Here is a 17,962-nt window from a genome sequence, read left to right as displayed (position 1 = left end):
CTGGAGGTCCCTGCGGAGCGTTTTTTATGTCATAGGACACACTTTCCCATGACATAACAGGGCGCAGATGACTGTTCCGTCACCTGCGCCCAAAAGGACACGGTATTTAATTCGTCCTGGCCCCGTCTGCTCCAACGGTCTTTCCGTCCACAGTGGTATCCGCCGCCATGGAGCCGTCTCCATAGAAGTAATACTCCCTGCCGCCGATCTCCTTCCAGCCGCCGGAGAACATCTTTCCGGTGGTCCCGTCCAGCCAGTACCATCTCTGGTCATCGGAAAGCCAGCCTTTTACCTGCCCTCCGTTTGCGTAATAGCTCCACTGGCCGCTGCCATTCTGCGTCCAGCCGTCTACGGCCCGGGGATCAATGGTTATCTCCACGAACCGTCTGAGGACAGCGGCAGCTTCAGCCCGGGTAACGGTCCCGGCCGGGTCAAAGCGGTGGTCTGCCCGGTCCGCCAGAATGCCCGCCTGCTGCATGGACCGGACAGCCTCCGCCGCCCCGGAAGAAATGTCTGCATGGTCGGCAAAGGTCACTGCCTCCAGGGTTTTCGGGATGGTACGGCCCAGACTGGCGGCGTAGTTTTTCATGATCACGGCCATCTGCTCCCGGCTGACAGCGGCATCCGGGGCGAAGGCGGTGCTGCTGACGCCGTCCACAATTCCCCTGTCTGCCGCCCAGGCAGCATAGGGGGCATAGTACGCATCGGCCTCCACATCGGTGAACCTTCCGGCCGGATGATCTGCCGGATCAATACCTGCCAGCCGCCCGAGAGCGGTCACAAGCATTCCCCTGGTCATGCCGGCGTCGGGGCTGAAGGCAGCGGCGCTGGTGCCGTCCAGCAGGCCCCGGCTGGCGGCAAAGAGAATATGATCCTTTGCCCAGTGATTTTCGATGTCCGTAAAGGCTGGAGCCTGTGCATCATACCCCACGCCATAGGTGCCGGTCCGGGTCAGTCCAAAAATGACCGCTTTCTGGCCGGCATCGTAGCTGGATCCCGTGATCCACTGAAGACCGCCGTTTCCGTCTGCACAGACTGCATACAGGCAGCCAGGCTGCTCGTCCTTCTTCGGGATGTACGGGATGGCGATCCGGATGGGCTTTCCGTTCAGTCCGTCCAGCCGCGTCTCCTGGCCGTCCTTCACTTCCCACAGGGAGATGGAATAAACCGGCCGGTTTCCAACGACCGCCCCGGCTTCCGCCGGGAAATCAGTGGTCTTCTCTGCCGCCAGGAGGATATCGCCGCTGGTCTGGCGGTCCAGCTCCCCGAGGGCTTCCAGTGTAAGACCAAAGTCGGCCATATGGTCGGTATCGATGGCGAACCGTCTGACATTGGAGGCAATGAGCGCATCCAGGGTATCTGCTTTCAGAGTGATCCGGATGCCGTCCAGCGTTTCTCCAGTCTCCACAGGGATCGTCACCTCAATGCCGTTTTTCTGGCTGCCGTTCTTTTCCGCACTATTCCTGGCCGCCTCAATGGCATCCGACACAGCGGTCTTTCCGATGGTCCCGCTGCCCTGGCTGTCCACACTGACCTTCTCCCCCACCGCCGTGGCGGGAGCATCCGTTCCATCCCTGCCGGGCCGCCTGGTGATGGAGGCATCATCATCAGAGGGTTCATCCTCATCGTCGGAGGAGGAACCGCTGTCTCCGGTACCAGGGGTATCGTCGTCTCCTCCGCCAGGCTTCTGGGTGACTGTAAAGCTCACCTCTGCCGCAGCGGCGGCCCCGTCGTTGTAGGCCACGGTGATGGCGGCCCTGTGGGTGCCAGCGCCCAGGCCGGCAGCGGGCCGGATCGTGTAGGACGTATCCTCGCCGCCTGCCGGGACAGTCGTTCCCTCCGTTTTGTTGAGGATAAAGGCCGCCGTATCGCCGTTTAAGCCCACACTGGAAACCGTGGCATCGCTGTTGCCGGAGCTGGTGATCCTGATGGCCTTTGCCCCTGGCTGGGAATAGCCAGCCGTCACCTCGTCAAAGACGGGAGCGGTCACATTCAGCGTGTAGATCCGCTCCGCCCCTGTCCGGATCTCCACCCGGGCCGCTTCACTGGCAAAATCATTCCCCGTGGCTTTCAAACGTACAAGATAGACGCCGGGGGCCAGTTTTTCAACAGCGCTCCCGCTGCAGCCTGTCCAGGCGTTTTCACCTTCTTTCCGGTACTCCATGGCGGCAGAAACACCGGTGATCCTGCCGTTGTTGTCCCCCGCGACGGTTTCATTCACGCCCAGCAGGCCGCTGGGGGCGGCAGGACGGGCTGGGATCGGGAGGGTCTGCGGATCGCTGTCCACTGCTGCGGGGCCGCTGCCCCTTTTCACGATGGAAAGCCTGGTGCCAAGCCATCCGCTGCGGATAGAAAGGGCGCCGTCCAGACCGGGGGATACGGGCTCATCATTGATGGTATAGCCAGCGGTCCCATCAAAGCCTGTCAGTTTTTCATTTGCGTAATCAATGCGGATCGCCGGAGTGCTCTCTGGCGGGATCCTGGTCCACTGTGCCGTCAAGGCAGCAACCGTAGAGGAAACTTCATTGCCTGGACTGTACGCCCTGCCATCGCTTCCTCTCCACCAGAAATCTGTGCCGCTGTTTCCATCCGGGCGGGTCAGCCCCTCGCCGGTGGGAGCGGTAAAGGTTCCACCGGACTGTACCACGATCCTGACACTGCCGGTGCTGCCGCCGATCCTTCCGCCGTTGAGGTCGATATTCACCGCCTGTAAACCGCCAGAGCCCAGCGTGTCGGCACCCTGGACTTCAAGGACCGGGCGGAAGCCGATACTCGTGTCCGCCTCGCTGGACCTGGCGCCATTCCACCAGCGAGCTGATTTATTTCCGCGATATACACAAAACGACGTATCCCCTAAGTAACTATCCTGTCCCAAGGAATGCATCCCCGTCCAGTTTTTGACGTAATTATTTTCTTTATCAAGAATAGTATCCCACTCGTTGTTCAGCGGGATGCCGCGCTCGCTCTCGTCAGAACCAGTGTAGTTGCTTCCCACAGAAGGCGACCGGAGGGTATAGTCCACACCGCCGCTCTGATAGCCTGTGCCGAAAATCATGTTTTTTCCGTTCAGCTCGTCCCAGCTTACGGAATGGGTCAAAACATGGTCCGCGATAAACAGACTGTGATTGTAAGCTGTTACATTCTGATCAGCGCCTTCCAAACTGCGGGAATAGGCGCTGATCTTCCCGGTATAGGTAAAGGGCACCCAGTTGAGGGACTCGTCCGGCACCGGCACTGCACCATCCTCATTTCCTTTGTTGTTCACCATTCCCGGGATCTCCATTGCAGACAGGTCGAACCAGTAGGTCCCTCCGGGGATGACGTCAAGCTGCTCCTCCCAAGGCTTCCACCGGGCGGTCAGAGTATCCACATCAGACGGAACAGCCTCACCCGCCTTATAGGTCTGGCCATTCCCCGTCCAGCCGCCGAAGGTCACGCACTCTTCCGGGGCGTCCAGATCATAACCGGTGGGGGCGGTAAAGGTTCCGCCGGATCGTACCACGATCCGGACATTGTCGGCACTGCCGCCGATCCTTCCGCCGTTGAGGTCGATCTCCACCACGGTCAGACCTGCGGAGCCTGTCGCCTCAGCATCCTGGACTTCAAGGACCGGGCGGAAACCGGCATTCATGTACTTTTCGCTGGACGCGATACTGTACCAGCTGCGATCCGTCCAATTCCCTCGAAGTATACACTCCGACGTATCCCCTAGGTACCTGTCCTGCCCCAGGGAGAACATACCCTTCCAGTTTTTGAGGTAATTATTTTCTTTATCAAGAATGGTATCCCACTCGTTGTTCAGCGGAAGAGGGGGATGATCGTATGCAGAAGCAAAGTTGCTGCTTCCCACAGAAGGCGACCGGAGGGTATAATCCAAGCCGCCGCTCTGATAGTCTGTGCCGAAAATCATGTTTTTCGCGTTCAGCTCGTCCCAGCTTACGTTATGGGTCAAAACATGGTCCGCGATAAACAGGCTGTGGTCGCAGGCTTCTACATTGTCATTCGTACTTACGCCTTCCGAGCTGCGGGAATAGGCGTTGATCTTCCCGGTGTAGGTAAAGGGCACCCAGCTAAGGCTCGTGTCCGGCACCGGCACTGCACCATCCTTATTTCCTTTGTTGTTCACCATTCCCGGGATCTCCATCGCAGACAGGTCGAACCAGTAGGTCCCGCCGGGAGTGAGCTCGTCAAACTGCTCCTCCCAAGGCTTCCACTGGGCGGTTAAAGTATCCACATCAGGCGGAACAGCCGCACCTGCCTCATAGGTCTGGCCATTCCCCGTCCAGCTGTCGAACTCCATGCCCTCCGGGGCGCTCAGACCATAACCGGTGGGGGCGGTAAAGGTTCCGCCGGACTGTACCACAATCCTGGCACTGTCGGCGCTGCCGCCAATCCTTCCGCCGTTGAGGTCGATCTCCACCACGGCCAGCCCGGCGGAGCCTGTCGTTTCAGCATCCTGGACTTCAAGGACCGGGCGGAAGCCGACATTCGTGTACGTCTCGCCGGACACAACGGCGTTCCAGAAGTGAACTGGCTCATTTCCGCGGACCGCACGATACGACGTATCTTCTGAGTAACTATCCTGTCCCCAGGAGTACATACCCTTCCAGTTTTTGATGTAACTGTTTTCCTCATTCGCATACAGGATATTCGTCCACTCGTTGCTCTGTGGGAGGCTAAGGTCATCACTTTCGGGACTACCCGCCCAGCTGAAGCTTCCCGCAGATGGAGCCCGGAGAGTATAGTCCAAGCCGCCGCTCTGATAGTCTGTGCCGAAAATCATGTTTTTCGAGTTCAGCTCGTCCCAGCTTACGGTATGGGTCAAAACATGGTCTGCGATAAACAGACTGTGGTCGTAGGCTTGTACATTGTCAACCTCGCTTACACCTTCTGAGTCGCGGGAATAAGCGCTGATCGTCCCCGTATAGGTAAATGGCACCCAGTTAAGGCTCATGTCAGGCACCGGCTCTGCACCGTCTTCATCTTTTACGCTGTTCACCATTCCCGGGATCTTCATCGCGGACAGGTCGAACCAGTAGGTCCCTCCGGGAGTAAGCTCGTCAAACTGCACCGCTGTGTCCGCAAGCAGCGCCCGGTCCGCTCCCAGAACTGTCACCGCAATGGCAGGAAGCGCCGTTCCCTCTGCCAGCGCATACTCCTCCGGCAGCACCGGAGTAAACCGGTATACACCCGGGACGGCCTGGTCAAGTTCCGGCTGGGCGGTCCAGGTCACGCCCTCAATGGAGACGTTCTGGGGCTCAGCTTCGCCCTGCCGGACTGCGGCCTCCAGAATGTCCGGCAAAACCGGGGCGGTCTCCCTGCCGCCCTCCATAAGCTGCGGGATATTCTGTTCCCGGACCTCCCCCGGCAGCTGCGCAAAGCTGACGATGGTCTGCTTCGCGCCGTCCGGCTTCTGGCCGTCCTCACCATCATTCTGCGGCCCGCAGAACTCACACACAAATCTGCAGGGCGTTCCCCTGGTGGCAGGGATGTAGCCGCACCCGCCATCGTGTCCGCCCTGTTCATGGGGACAGTCCAGCTCTTTTTTTACACAGCCGCTTTCCTCCGTGCACTGGTGGCTGCATTCGGCCGGTTCAGCCTTATCCGGTCCGGATGGGGTAGCCGTGCTGTACGTTCCCCCTTCTGCCGGATAGCAGTCCCCTGTATGCACATGGGTGCACCTGATCACGGGGGTATAGCAGTCCCCGGTGTGCTGGTGTCCGCAGGGCGCGCCGTCTGCAGCAGGGGTGTAGCCGCAATCGGCAGTATGCTTCGTATGATGTATGCATAGACCGCCAGTGTCCCGATCCTGTTTTTCCACCGCCAGTGTATTCACTGGCAGAGCGGAAAATACCATCGCCGCCGCCAACGCAAACGCGGCCATCCGTTTTCTCTTTTTCATGCTCATCCTCCTATTCTTGTGCTGGCTGGTCAGAAAATACAAAAGGAAACGGTCATCCATCCGGCCGGAATGGACAACTGTTTCCTCGGTTATAACGATATATGGACATCATAAAAACAGGCAGGTCTACCTCTGTTTGTTTGTTTGTTTGTTTGTTTGTTTGTTTGTTTGTTTGTTTGTTTGTTTGTTTGTTTGTTTGTTTGTTTGTTTGTTTGTTTGTTTGTTGAGAGCATATGGCGGTAAGACAAGGTTGTCAAGCCCCCTTCTTAAAATATGATCTGGGTTTTGGTGCTGATTTTATTATATCATAGGCTTTCCTGCTTTTATAGTGTCGTTTACGTTCCAAATCGTGTCGTTTACGCAGAAACGGCCTTTTATTTCTCTGAGCACCTGCTGTTTTTAACCTTTTATTTGCACCTCATCTTGTGACCTTTTAAAACGGCGGCCAGCACCGTTTTAGAAACCGCCAAGGCTGTCTATATTTTCGCTTACTATTGCAAACAGATTTAACTTATCACAACTAAAAATAACAAAAACAAAAGATTTCAATACATCACTTGACATTGCGGCAAAGATTTTCCTGTTTTTACAGTGTTGTTTGCGCGGAATAGATTTTTCTAAGAGATCCTGCCACTTTGGGCCTTATACCCGTATCTCCTCTCATAACCTCTTAAAACCAGAGGCCGCATTTAAGAAAAGAGCCTTAAGGGAGCAGCTTCCTGTCCGCTCATTATCGAAGGGACCGAGCCGTCAGAGGAAAGAAAACAGCCGCCAGCTGCTGTGAATAGCTGACGGCTGATAGCAGGATGCGCGTCCTGCATCCTTCATCAAATGTCATGATCTTACAGAAAATCTAATATTCCTATGGAAAGCGCCGGTATAAATGTCAGCGCCATCAGAACGATCAGCATAACTCCAATCATTGGCAGTATCTTTTTTGCAATATCGACTACCGATACATTTGAGATCGCAGATGCGAAGAACAGATTGCATCCATAGGGAGGCGTAATAAATCCAATAGCCAGATTCACAGTCATAACGATACCAAACTGGATCGGACTCATCCCGATCCCTGCCACGATCGGTAAAAGGATCGGCGTCAGGATCACTGTGGAAGAAATATTATCAATAAAGCATCCTACCACCAGAAGAAACAGGTTGATCACAAGAAGGATCGCAATGGGATTGCTGATACCTAAAATACCCTTTGCAAGGGTTCCTGGAACCTGGGACATAGTCAGAAATCTTGCAAATGCCATGGAAATTCCAACCAGAAATGTGGTCTGCCCATTGATCAGCGCCGTTTCTTTAAACGCTTCTAAAATACTCTTCAGATCCAGTTCATGGTAAATAAATACGCCTACAAAAATGGAATAGATGATTGCCGCTACTGCTGATTCCGTAGGGGTAAAGATTCCACCATAAATTCCTCCAAGAATGATTACCGGGACCAAAAGTGCCCATATGGAGTCACCCAAAGTACGGAGCAGATGACCTGCATGGAACTTTTTTGTATGTCCAAATCCGCATTTTTTCGCGGTCACATAGTTTACGATCATGAGAACTACACCGATAAGGATCCCAGGAATAATACCAGCCAGGAAAAGATCAGAAATCGAGCACTGAGCGGCAACTCCATAGATTACAAATGGAATACTTGGAGGAATGATAACACCAATGGTGCCAGCTGCCGCTGTAATAGCCGTAGCATATGCCGGATCATATCCCTCCTCTTTCATCTCCGGGATCGTGATGCCTCCAATTGCTGTCACAGTTGCCGGAGATGAACCAGAAAGAGCCGCAAAAAACATGGATGCCACGACAGTTACCATTCCGACGCTTCCCGTTACCCAGCCCACAACAGCATCAGCAAAATCCAGGATCCTTCGGGATATGCCGCCTGATTTCATCAGATTTCCGGCCAGCATAAAAAACGGGATTGCCATCAGAGGAAAGGAATCCAGCCCACTCAGACAGGCCGTCGACATGGTTGTCAGACTGATATTTGTAGTGGCCGTCATGGTAACCATGGTAGCCACTCCCAGAGCTACTGCAATGGGAGAGCCGATCATCATGAGAAGGAACATGGTTCCAAACAGGACGAGAATCTTAATTACCATTCACATTCGCCTCCCTCTTTTTTTCTGTATACGCTTTTACATCCTTATAGCAGTTCTGTATCAGCCGAAAAGCCATCAGCCCCATGCCGGTGGGGATAGATGCATAGGGGATCCACATGGGAATCCCGCTGCCGGTAGCTGTCTGGCCGCCAGAGGCCACGCTCAGGGTCAGTTTCATGGAAAGCTGCACCATCATAAGGAGAAATACCAGCCAGATTATATTAGTGATCACCTTACAGATCATCTGCCCCTTTTCCGGCAGCTTCTCATACACAAGATCAATGCTTACGTGTTTTCTTTCCTTGGTGGCATAGGAAGCCCCCACCCAGGTCAGCCACAGGAAAAGATAACGGGCGATCTCTTCGCTCCATGGAAGCGGAATTTTAAATACATACCGGGTCACAACCTGCATAGCCACGATCACAACCGCCGCGATGAGAATGATGACCAGGAAAATCTCCTCCAGCTTTTCATCTATCAGTTTCAGGACCTTCATAAGCAGACATCTCCTCTTCTTAAACGCAGCTACTTGTTATGATTTGCAGCCATATCGATCAGTTCCTGTCCATAGGTTTCTGCGGCAGTCTTGTAAACTGTATCCTCAGCCACCTTCTGGAAAGCCGCCTTCTGCTCATCCGTAAGGACCGTCACCTCCACGCCGGCCGCTTCGATTTCAGAAAGAAGACTTTCATTCTCTTCTGTGATCAGCTCCCGCTGATACTCCATGGTATTCTCTGCCGCTTCTTTAATCGCTGCCTGGTAGTCCTCTGGCAGACTGTTGTAAAAATCAGAAGCAATATTAAGAGCCACCGCTGTAAAAACATGCTCGGAAACGCTCATATATTTCTGGGCTTCATATAAAGCATTGTTGTAGATCAGTGCCGTAGGATTTTCCTGTCCATCCACTGTTTTCTGCTGCAAGGCAGTAAAAAGTTCAGAGAAGGACATGGGCGTCGGAATCGCTCCCAGGGCCGTAAAATATTCCACATGCAGATTATTTGTCATGGTACGGATCTTTAATCCCTTCAGATCATCCGGAGAAGTGACCGAATGTTTGGAGTTGGTCAGATTACGGAATCCCACATCTCCCCATGCGAGTGTTGTGATCCCTGCCTGCTCTTCCAGCTTCTTGTCCAGAGCCTGTCCAAAATCTCCGTCCATGGCTTCATGAGCTGCATCCAGGGATGTCCAGAGGAAAGGAAGGCCTACCAGATTGTACTCTGGTACAATACCCGCAACAATGGAATCATTCAATGCAGCCATTTCAAGATCTCCGATTCGCATCGCCTCCATATTTTCTGCCAGAGAGCCCAGCTGGGAGTTTGGATAAAGTTCCACAGTAATGTTTCCATTGCTGGCATTCTGTAAAGCATTCTGGAATTTCTCTACAAATGCCTTATGGGACGGATGGGATTCTGCCACGTCTTAAGCCAGACGGATTGTGACCGGATCTGTGGATGTGATTTCTGTTTCCAGCCCGGAATCCGCTGAAACAGCTCCTGCAGTATCTGTCCCGGCCCCCTGTGCCTTAGTCTCTGATGCTGGGTTTCCGCCTTTTCCCCCACATGCCGCCAGTGATAACACCATGGCTGCTCCAAGAGTAAAACTTAACATTCTTTTCATACTAACCTCTCCTTTTCTTTTATCATCGTTTTTATCGCAAACTGTTTCCTCTTTCATAGACCATCCGGCCGCCCAGATATGTTTTTTCTACCTGGATATCCTTGATCTTCTCCGGCTCCGTATGAAATAAATCTTTATTAAGTATCACAAAATCTGCCAGTTTTCCTGCTTCAATGGTTCCCTTCAGGTCTTCTTCAAAGGAAACGTATGCTGCATTCTTTGTATACATTTCCAACGCTTCATACACCGTTACCTTTTCCTCTGGGAACCATCCGCCCTCCGGGTATCCATCCATACCACACCGGGTTGTAATGGCATATATACCATCCATAGGATCATAAGACTCACACGGCGAGTCTGATCCTGCTGTCAATATCATGTTGTTATCCAGGAGCTTTCTCCAACAATAGTGATACCTGGAGCGGTCATGGCCTACCCTGCTTTCTGACCAATGTACATTGGTGGATACAAACATGGGCTGGATATCCAGAACCACTGGAAGGTCCGCGATTCTGGAAATAATATCCTCATTCAGCAGAGACATATGGATCATGCGGAACCTCGGGTCCGGCTTCGGATTTTCCCGATATGCCCGCTCAATGGCCGTCGTCAGCATATCAGCAGCTCTGTCGCCGATCACATGGGCACCCACCTGGATATTTCTTTCATATGCATCCTTCACTTTCTGGTCGAGCTCTTCCTGGGTATAATTGGGGATCCCCATGGAATCTATGTCGTCTGAATAGGGAGAAAACAAAAGAGCTGTCCTCCCTCCCATATTTCCGTCAACATACAGCTTATAGAACCCATATTTGACCATTTCATCTCCCAGTCCCGTGCGGATATGGCATCCAGGAAGTTCATCATATCCCAGATACACCCGCACAGTCAGGCGCTCGTCATCTGCCAGAGACTGGTACACATCGGTATATTCCGGCAGATTGCAGTGGATCCCCTGGATTGCATGGACCCCTGTAAGCCCATGGCTGTTCAGCTCATGGCACGCTTTTTCCACTGCATCCTTCTTTTGTTCCAATGAAGCCAGCGGATCCGGGATCGCCGCGATAATATCCGCCGCAGCCTGATCCCTTAACGTTCCCGTAGGTTCTCCATTTTCATCAAATTCCACAGTTCCTTCCACCTTTGCCTGGAACCCCCGTCCGATCCCGCCTGCTTTTAACGCAAGAGAATTGGCCACATTCACATGAAGGCAATACCGGGTTATGATCAGTGGATGATCCGGACACACCAGATCCAGTTCCTCCCTGGTCGGAAGCTCTTTTTGATCTGTAAATTTCTCGTGGTCAAACCCAGTTCCAAGGATCCATTCTCCCGCCGGTGTGTGCGAGGCCCTTTCCCTGATCATTTCCAGGAGTTCTTTTTTCGATCCCGCCCTCTTTAAATTCAATTTCTGAAGGTCTCTCGCGTACGCAAATAAGTGCTGATGAGTATCGATCATTCCTGGTATAACGGTCTTTCCTTTCAGGTCTACCACCTGGCATCCTTCTCCAAAAGCCCTGGCTCCTTCATCCGTCCCACAATACATAAATTTTCCATCATCCACCACAAATGCCGTACATTTATCTCCTTCATGACGCATGGTATAGACAGTTCCGTTCACATATACAGTCGCCATTGCGCTTCTTCCACCTGCCTTTCATTTTTATCTGCACCGGAAGGAATGAAAATATCCATATCCGCATAATACATTATAATATCCATTCAGACTTTTTTCGACACATTCGTCTCCACAATCCACATGTAATGTGTGTCCAGGAATCGAGATCAGTTTTGATTCCGGTGCGATCACCTGGATATTTTCTTTTCCCACGACCTTTAAAATGCGGGCGCTGAACTGATGATTTCCTCTTCCAAAAATAAATCCCTGTCCCCCAATGGGGGAAACTATGATCCGGACAGGATTCCCAGAAGTTATCTCCCACAGTTCCTCTTCCGTCACGTCTTTTTTTACCAATTTTTTATTTCGGACCAGATCAACGCCCAGAAGCTCATAGTCAATTCCAAGGAATCTGGAAATGCACTTGGCAGTAGATCCCGATCCAATGGCATAAAATACATCATCTTCCATTTTTTCTTCCAGATATGCAGCGATCCCTCCCATCTGGTCATTTTCAGAAGAAAAACCGCTCTGTTTCATGTTCTGGACATAGGATGGTTCGTATGGGACTCTGAGCGAACCATAAAGCTTTGAAGAAACACGTTCCTTCCTGTATTCATCCTCATTCAGATCCACTACCTCCCGTTCCGACATGGATACGGGAAGTCCCTGGGCTACCATAGCCGCCATGGCCCCGGCTGCTTCCGGCGTAAGCCCAAACACAGCAGACTGGATCTTCACTCCTGCAGGAATCCCCAGGACCGGAACGCGTTCTCCAACAGCCTGGCATATATTTCTGGCGGTTCCGTCTCCTCCTGCAAACAGAAGAAGATCTGCTCCTTTTTCCGCTATGATCGCTGCCGCAGCCACTGTGTCATTTTCTGTGGTCTCTTTCCCGCTTTCATAAACTGGCGTATAGGAGAAACCCATTTTTTCACAGAGCGCGGCACCCATAACCCCGGAAACCGTAAGAAACTGGATCTGGCCCGAATACGGCATCAGCTTTGCCAGCGCTCTCTCCGTCTTTTTCAGCGATTCCGGCCTGGCGCCTCTCTCCCTGGCCTTATCGAGCGTTTCCTTCCCATCGGTTCCCTTTAAGGCTACCTTTCCGCCCATGCCTGCAATGGGATTGATCACCAGCCCGATCACCGCCTTACGGTCTTCCATGCTGCTTCAGATAGGACCGCCATGTAACCGCCAGCTGGTCCACGGTTTCAATATGATCATTTTCCAACGCTGAAATGGGACCATTATGAGGCGCCGTCAGAACTACCTCCGGAGTACTGTATGCTTCGTCGCTGATTTTCTTCAGTGCCGCCACATATTCGTCAATATCAGCCTTTGAATAGGACTCCGTAGGCTCCGGCGTATATGGCTCCGGTACGATCAGCGGATGATGGCTCGGGAAAAATCTCTGGAATCCGAAATCCAGCATATGGCGGTTCACATGCTCTGCATCCACTCCGGTTTCCTGTAAAAGCGTTTCAAAGCTATACCGCACCTGCTCCAGGCGGTTGGGAGCTTCCTCTGCCCATGACATGGAGATACCGCGTACTTCATTCAATACCCGCTTCATCATGTAATTGTTATTAAGGATCGCCGTCTCCGCGACAGCTTTCAGTCCATCCACTCCAAGGCTCATAACCCAGGAGTATGCCCGCAGTACAGCTGCCAGGCTTCCCTGGAACTGACGGATCTTTCCCACCGAGCTTTCATCGTCATAATCTGTGTAATATCTGGTTCCATCGAACCGTACCCTGGGTCTGGGGAGATATTTCTCCAGTTCCGCGCTGACACACTGGGCTGCACAGCCGGGTCCCATGCATGCATGGGGGGACGCAAACGCTTTATGGAGATTAAAGTGACACATATCGGCTCCCAGCTCTTTGGCGCGTACAAGCCCGAAAAGCCCGTTATAATCAGCCATATCACAGACACATAATCCGCCCGCCTCATGGACCACATCCACAAATTCACGGATAATGGGATTAAACACTCCGGTGTCCTCTGGATTTGTAATAAAAATTCCAGCGGTTTTCTCTGATACCACAGCCTTCAGATTTTCCAGGCTGGGATAGCCATTCTCATCCGGGTAAAGACTGATCACCTCAAACCCCTTTGTCGCAGGGGCCGCACTGTCCAGAGGGTGCGACAGGATGGTGGTGATGATCTGGGTCCTCTGATCCGCCTCGCCTTTATCCTCAAAGTATTTCTTTAACACAGCCGCATTGGCGTAAATTCCCTGTCCGCCGCCGCCAGCCTGAAAGGAAACAGCATCCAGACCAGAAATTTCCTTCATGATCTGTTCAAAATCATATATGATTTTCAAGATTCCCTGAGCCGTGTCATCATCCTGATATGGGTGCATCTCTGTAAACTTAGAAGAGCGGACAAACTGTTCATTGATTTTGGGGCTGTATTTCATAGTACAGGTACCCAGACCGATATCAATATTAATATCCTGGCCGATGGTCTCCTGGGACAGTCGGAGATAATGACGCAGTACCTGTGGCTGGGCCATTTCTGGCAGTGCAGGGCTTTTCTGTCTTTTCAGATGATCTGGGATAAGATCTGACACATCTCCTGTCACTGGCATCGCCTTCTGGGACACATCTGGAAACAGAATGCTGCGGCTTCCCGGCACGCTCTGTTCAAAGATCACTGGCTCATCCCATTTTGCTTCATGGAAATTGCGTAATTTCGGATCTGACATTTCCTTACTCCTCCTTTGATAAAATCTTCTTTAAAGCTTCTGCCAGCGTATCAATATCGGAAAAATCTGTTTTCTCGGTAACGCAGACCAGCATGGACTGTCCCATAGAAGGCATCTGCCGGCTCAGATCATATCCTCCAAAGATCCTGTATTTCAGAAGTTCTTTGTTGATCTCGGCAACGGTCTTTCCTGTGCCGTCCACATTGATGACAAATTCCATAAATCCTCTGCTTTCTTTGTATGGCAGACGGATCCCCTCCACTGTTTCCAGCTTTTTCTGCGCATAATTGCATTTATAGAGGATATTTTCCCCCATTTCCTTCATGCCTTCCGGTCCCATGACCGCCAGGTAAACAGCCGCTGTCACAGCCCACAGGCCCACACAGGTTCCCAGGTACTCAACGGCTTTTTCCCTGACGTAGTAGCTGGTCCTCTCGGGAAGGGCTCTGGCATATCCAAATTCTCCTTTTGAATTCTTAAATATACTGTATAAATGATGGGGATAGTTCATCACATACTGCTCTTCCTGCCTTGTTGCCAGATATCCGCCTAATCCCCCTCCATAGCTCATATGGATCCCCAGCGGCTGGATATCTCCACATGCAATATCTGCCCCATAATCCGCTGGTGCGGAAATGATCCCCAGCGAAGCCGGATCCGCATATACAATGTACTGTGCACCAGCTTCATGGGCTAAGCATCCGATCTCTTTGCACTGCTCCTCAAAAAATCCAAGGAAGGACGGATTCTGAATAAATACACAGGAAACATCATCGGATAATTTTCCCTTCAGATCCTCCAGATCAATCTGTCCGTTTTCCAGAGGCCTGACTTTTATCAGATCCATTCCCTCACAATAACATTCCAGCTGTGACAGGAGATTGGGATTCATCGTTTCCGGGATCAGCACCTTTTTCCTATGATTGATTCTGTGTGACATCATAACTGCTGTGGAAGCGGCCTGCCCTCCGTCATATGTGGGGAAGCTGACAACATCCATATTCAGCAGTTCCCCCATCATACTGGTAAACTCAAAGAATGTCTGGAGCTTTCCATGATCCGCATAAGTGTCGCCGCTGTACGCCGTAAGGAATTCAGATCTTCCATTTATTTCATCACATACTGCGGGTACATAATGGTTGTAGCATCCTGCCCCCAGGAAGCTTATGTTTTCATCACAGGTGCTGTCCTTCATTAAAATACTGTCCACATGCTTTTTCAGATCCATTTCCGATGTAAAAGGTTCTGGAAGATCCAGCGGCCGTTTCATTCTCACTTCATCAGGAATGAATGCATAGATTTCTTCCACTGACTCCGCTCCAATGAAGTCCAGCATTTCCTTACGGACCGCTTCGTTGGAGTTAGGAATATAAGGATAATGCAGCATTGAATTTTTCCTCCTTTATGCGTGTAAAATATCAAATGTTTCTGGAAGGGTGCTCCCTCCGTCAATGACCATTTCAGTTCCTGTGATATATTTTGCTTCATCTGAAGCCAGAAAAGCGACCAGATCCCCAATTTCATCGATATCACACAATCTTTTTAAGGGAATAAAACCAGCCATATCCCTAAGTGCGCTTTCCGGATCTTCTGGCCTGCTGTCTGCGGCTACCTGTTCAACCTTTGGAGTCCGTACCCACCCCGGAAGGACCGCATTAACAGTAATACCATACGGACCGGCTTCATATGCCAGAGCTTTTGTAAAACTCGATACCGCACCTTTTGTAAGTGCATAAGTCGTCTGCCCTTCGTCAACGACTCTGGTTCCTGTTACTGAGGATGTGTTGATGATCCTTCCATATTTTTCCTTCAGCATATATGGATAAACGGCTTTTGTCATATTCCATACTCCAAGGATATTGACTCCCATAATGAAATCTCTGGTCTTCACATCCAGGTTTTCAAATCTCACCCTGCGGTTGACTCCCGCATTGTTATGAAGTATATCGATCTTACCATATTTTTCTATGATCCCATCTGCCATTTTCTGGACATCCTCCAGGCTGCTCACATCCACACGGAAATGATCCGCTTTATATCCCATATTTCGGATCTCTTCTGCTGCCAAAGCGACACTTTCAGAAAAATCCACCAGGATTACGGTCGCTCCATGCTTTGCCATGACCTTCGCGCATCCATACCCGATTCCCTGGGCTGCCCCTGTGACAACTGCAATTTTTCCATCCAGTTTTCCCATTTGCTTCTTTTCCTCCTGCATTTCTATTATATATTTTAGATAATTCTCATTTGTTTTTATCTCTATTTTTATTGTATATGCACAATCCTTTTTTGTTCCCAACCAAATTACAAAAAAATACCAACCAAATATATCGGTTTTTAGACAATAAAAGAACTGCTGTGATTGCAATTTTACAAACACAACAGTTCTTTTCCTTTTATTTTAATTTAAATTTAACCGCCGGATTATATCCGACAAATGCACCATTCCCGACTCCATCTCCTCTTCGCCCAGAAAACCGTAGCTGAGACGGATACAGGAAGAACAATCTGCATCATAAATACTTCCTGGAGGAACCAGGATCTTTTCTTTCAGTGCGCTCTCAAACACCTGCTGGGCCAGAACCTTCCCCTTCAGCCGCAGCCATATAAAGAAACCTCCCGATGGAAAATTCCAGACAGCCAGATCAGAAAAATACCTTTCCAGAAGCTGGCCCATCTGGTCTCTCCTTTCCCTCAGGGAATCTCTTATATTTTTCAGACCCTCTTCATAAAGTCCGCTCTCAAATAATTTCTGGGCGATCTGCTGGGACAGGGAGCTTACGCCGTAATCCATCTGCATCTTCACATCTGCGAGACGCCGTATGACACCCTCAGGCGCCACGACCCATCCAACTCTGAGGCCAGGAGAAAAACATTTTGACATGCTTCCAATATAAATCACATTATTGTTCCCATCCAAAGACTTCAAAGGAGGCGGAGGCACCTCGTCCAGCCACAGGTCATACAGAGTATCATCCTCTATGACAGGTATATTATTTTTTAAACAGCACATAAGAAGCTCTTTTCGCCTCTCCAGAGGCATGGTCCTTCCCGTTGGATTCTGAAACGTGGGAATTGTGTAAAGCAGTGCCGTTCCCTGAGAAGTTCCTGGAATCATCCAGGGCAGGATCCCGCTCCTGTCCATGGGAACCGGAACCAGATAAGACCCTGTGGACTGGAAAATATTCAGAGATTCCAGATAGGAGGGGCTTTCCACATAAACCCTGGATTTCGGAGGTACCATCCCCGAAGCGATCAGGTGAAGCGCCTGTAACGCTCCTGACGTTATCAGTATATTAGAAATCGGTACTTCGATCCCCTTGCCCTTTAAATAACTCTGGATGGCTGTTCTCAGCCCTGGAGAACCGTAGGGATTGGAATAATTAAGTTCCAGGTCCTTTTCAGAAAGATGATCCAGCGCCCTCTTTACCAGCCCTTGCTGAATGATATCCGGCGACAGCTCCCCCGTACACATCCGGATATACCCCGGTTCAAATTCAAACCGATTGATCAGCTGGACGGCTGAGTGATTGGAATAAAAATTCCCCGCATCAACATAATTTTTCCAATGAGAGGAATCCGCATGCATCATATGCAGCCAGCTGTCCCGGGTTACCTTCGTCCCCCCGCCATAGCTCGTTTCCAGAAGTCCCATGGAGATCAGTTCTGCAATGGCTTCTACTACCGTGCTTCGATTTACGTCGAATTCCCTGGCTAGCTGACGCTGGGAGGGCACGTTCTGTCCTCCAGTCCAATTTCCGGTGGAGATATTGTCTGTAAAATATGTGACGATCTGTGCATACAAAGGAACATCCAGATTCTTGTTCGGCTTCCAGTCAATCGTAACAGTCTCTGCCGCTTTCTTATTGAAAGAGGACAAATCTACCCCTCCTCTGTCCTTTTTTATGATCCATCCGCCGGATGCAATGTCTGCTTTGAAAAAAGGGGCTCTGGCCCAACAGCCAGAACCCCCTCTATTTTTTCAC

Annotated in this window: 11 protein-coding genes; all 11 read right to left on the bottom strand. The window is 51.0% G+C overall.

What is annotated here, in order from left to right; translation table 11 throughout:
• Positions 1–106: 106 nt before the first annotated feature.
• On the bottom strand, positions 107–5,902 hold the full coding sequence (locus ACI6NM_RS15350) for an S-layer homology domain-containing protein (RefSeq protein WP_262427208.1): 5,796 nt from the start codon (positions 5,900–5,902) through the stop codon (positions 107–109).
• An 842-nt stretch (positions 5,903–6,744) separates the two neighbouring features.
• Positions 6,745–8,022 carry a TRAP transporter large permease gene (locus tag ACI6NM_RS15345; protein WP_316451104.1) on the bottom strand — a complete coding sequence of 426 codons (1,278 nt, stop codon included), beginning with the start codon at positions 8,020–8,022 and terminating at the stop codon, positions 6,745–6,747.
• Positions 8,012–8,518: a TRAP transporter small permease gene (locus ACI6NM_RS15340; RefSeq protein WP_262427209.1), complete on the bottom strand. Its 507-nt coding sequence runs from the start codon at positions 8,516–8,518 to the stop codon at positions 8,012–8,014. Before ACI6NM_RS15340 ends, ACI6NM_RS15345 begins: the two co-directional genes overlap by 11 nt.
• A gap of 29 nt (positions 8,519–8,547) precedes the next feature.
• A complete protein-coding gene (locus ACI6NM_RS15335; RefSeq protein ID WP_438500997.1) occupies positions 8,548–9,444 on the bottom strand; it encodes a DctP family TRAP transporter solute-binding subunit in 897 nt (298 codons plus the stop codon).
• Positions 9,445–9,447: 3 nt separating this feature from the next.
• Positions 9,448–9,702: a hypothetical protein gene (locus ACI6NM_RS15330; RefSeq protein ID WP_438500996.1), complete on the bottom strand. Its 255-nt coding sequence runs from the start codon at positions 9,700–9,702 to the stop codon at positions 9,448–9,450.
• Positions 9,677–11,281 (bottom strand): amidohydrolase, encoded by a 1,605-nt coding sequence (locus ACI6NM_RS15325; protein WP_262427211.1) that lies wholly within the window; start codon positions 11,279–11,281, stop codon positions 9,677–9,679. Before ACI6NM_RS15325 ends, ACI6NM_RS15330 begins: the two co-directional genes overlap by 26 nt.
• A gap of 27 nt (positions 11,282–11,308) precedes the next feature.
• A complete protein-coding gene (locus ACI6NM_RS15320) occupies positions 11,309–12,430 on the bottom strand; it encodes an ATP-NAD kinase family protein (protein ID WP_262427212.1) in 1,122 nt (373 codons plus the stop codon).
• A complete protein-coding gene (gene gcvPB, locus ACI6NM_RS15315) occupies positions 12,417–13,976 on the bottom strand; it encodes an aminomethyl-transferring glycine dehydrogenase subunit GcvPB (RefSeq protein ID WP_215653204.1) in 1,560 nt (519 codons plus the stop codon). Before gcvPB ends, ACI6NM_RS15320 begins: the two co-directional genes overlap by 14 nt.
• 4 nt (positions 13,977–13,980) lie before the next feature.
• The gene (gene gcvPA, locus ACI6NM_RS15310) at positions 13,981–15,363 is read right to left on the bottom strand and encodes an aminomethyl-transferring glycine dehydrogenase subunit GcvPA (RefSeq protein ID WP_262427213.1); all 1,383 of its coding nucleotides are present in this window, start codon (positions 15,361–15,363) and stop codon (positions 13,981–13,983) included.
• A gap of 15 nt (positions 15,364–15,378) precedes the next feature.
• Positions 15,379–16,356: a glucose 1-dehydrogenase gene (locus tag ACI6NM_RS15305; protein ID WP_262427214.1), complete on the bottom strand. Its 978-nt coding sequence runs from the start codon at positions 16,354–16,356 to the stop codon at positions 15,379–15,381.
• A gap of 21 nt (positions 16,357–16,377) precedes the next feature.
• Positions 16,378–17,856 carry an aminotransferase-like domain-containing protein gene (locus tag ACI6NM_RS15300; RefSeq protein WP_262427215.1) on the bottom strand — a complete coding sequence of 493 codons (1,479 nt, stop codon included), beginning with the start codon at positions 17,854–17,856 and terminating at the stop codon, positions 16,378–16,380.
• Between the last annotated feature and the right edge of the window lie 106 nt (positions 17,857–17,962).

This window comes from Pilosibacter sp. YYHA0881 (genome assembly GCF_051602715.1).
GTDB classification, from domain to species: domain Bacteria; phylum Bacillota; class Clostridia; order Lachnospirales; family Lachnospiraceae; genus Alitiscatomonas; species Alitiscatomonas aceti.
Note: the sequence above shows the minus strand (reverse complement) of the source record. Positions and strands in the feature narration are given on the sequence as shown.

What these genes read in the sequence shown, in the direction of transcription:
- ACI6NM_RS15350 (WP_262427208.1), bottom strand. Translation starts at nt 5,902, where the DNA reads ATGAAAAAGAGAAAACGGATGGCCGCGTTTGCGTTGGCGGCGGCGATG.
- ACI6NM_RS15345 (WP_316451104.1), bottom strand. Translation starts at nt 8,022, where the DNA reads ATGGTAATTAAGATTCTCGTCCTGTTTGGAACCATGTTCCTTCTCATG.
- ACI6NM_RS15340 (WP_262427209.1), bottom strand. Translation starts at nt 8,518, where the DNA reads ATGAAGGTCCTGAAACTGATAGATGAAAAGCTGGAGGAGATTTTCCTG.
- ACI6NM_RS15330 (WP_438500996.1), bottom strand. Translation starts at nt 9,702, where the DNA reads ATGAAAGAGGAAACAGTTTGCGATAAAAACGATGATAAAAGAAAAGGA.
- ACI6NM_RS15325 (WP_262427211.1), bottom strand. Translation starts at nt 11,281, where the DNA reads ATGGCGACTGTATATGTGAACGGAACTGTCTATACCATGCGTCATGAA.
- ACI6NM_RS15320 (WP_262427212.1), bottom strand. Translation starts at nt 12,430, where the DNA reads ATGGAAGACCGTAAGGCGGTGATCGGGCTGGTGATCAATCCCATTGCA.
- gcvPB (WP_215653204.1), bottom strand. Translation starts at nt 13,976, where the DNA reads ATGTCAGATCCGAAATTACGCAATTTCCATGAAGCAAAATGGGATGAG.
- gcvPA (WP_262427213.1), bottom strand. Translation starts at nt 15,363, where the DNA reads ATGCTGCATTATCCTTATATTCCTAACTCCAACGAAGCGGTCCGTAAG.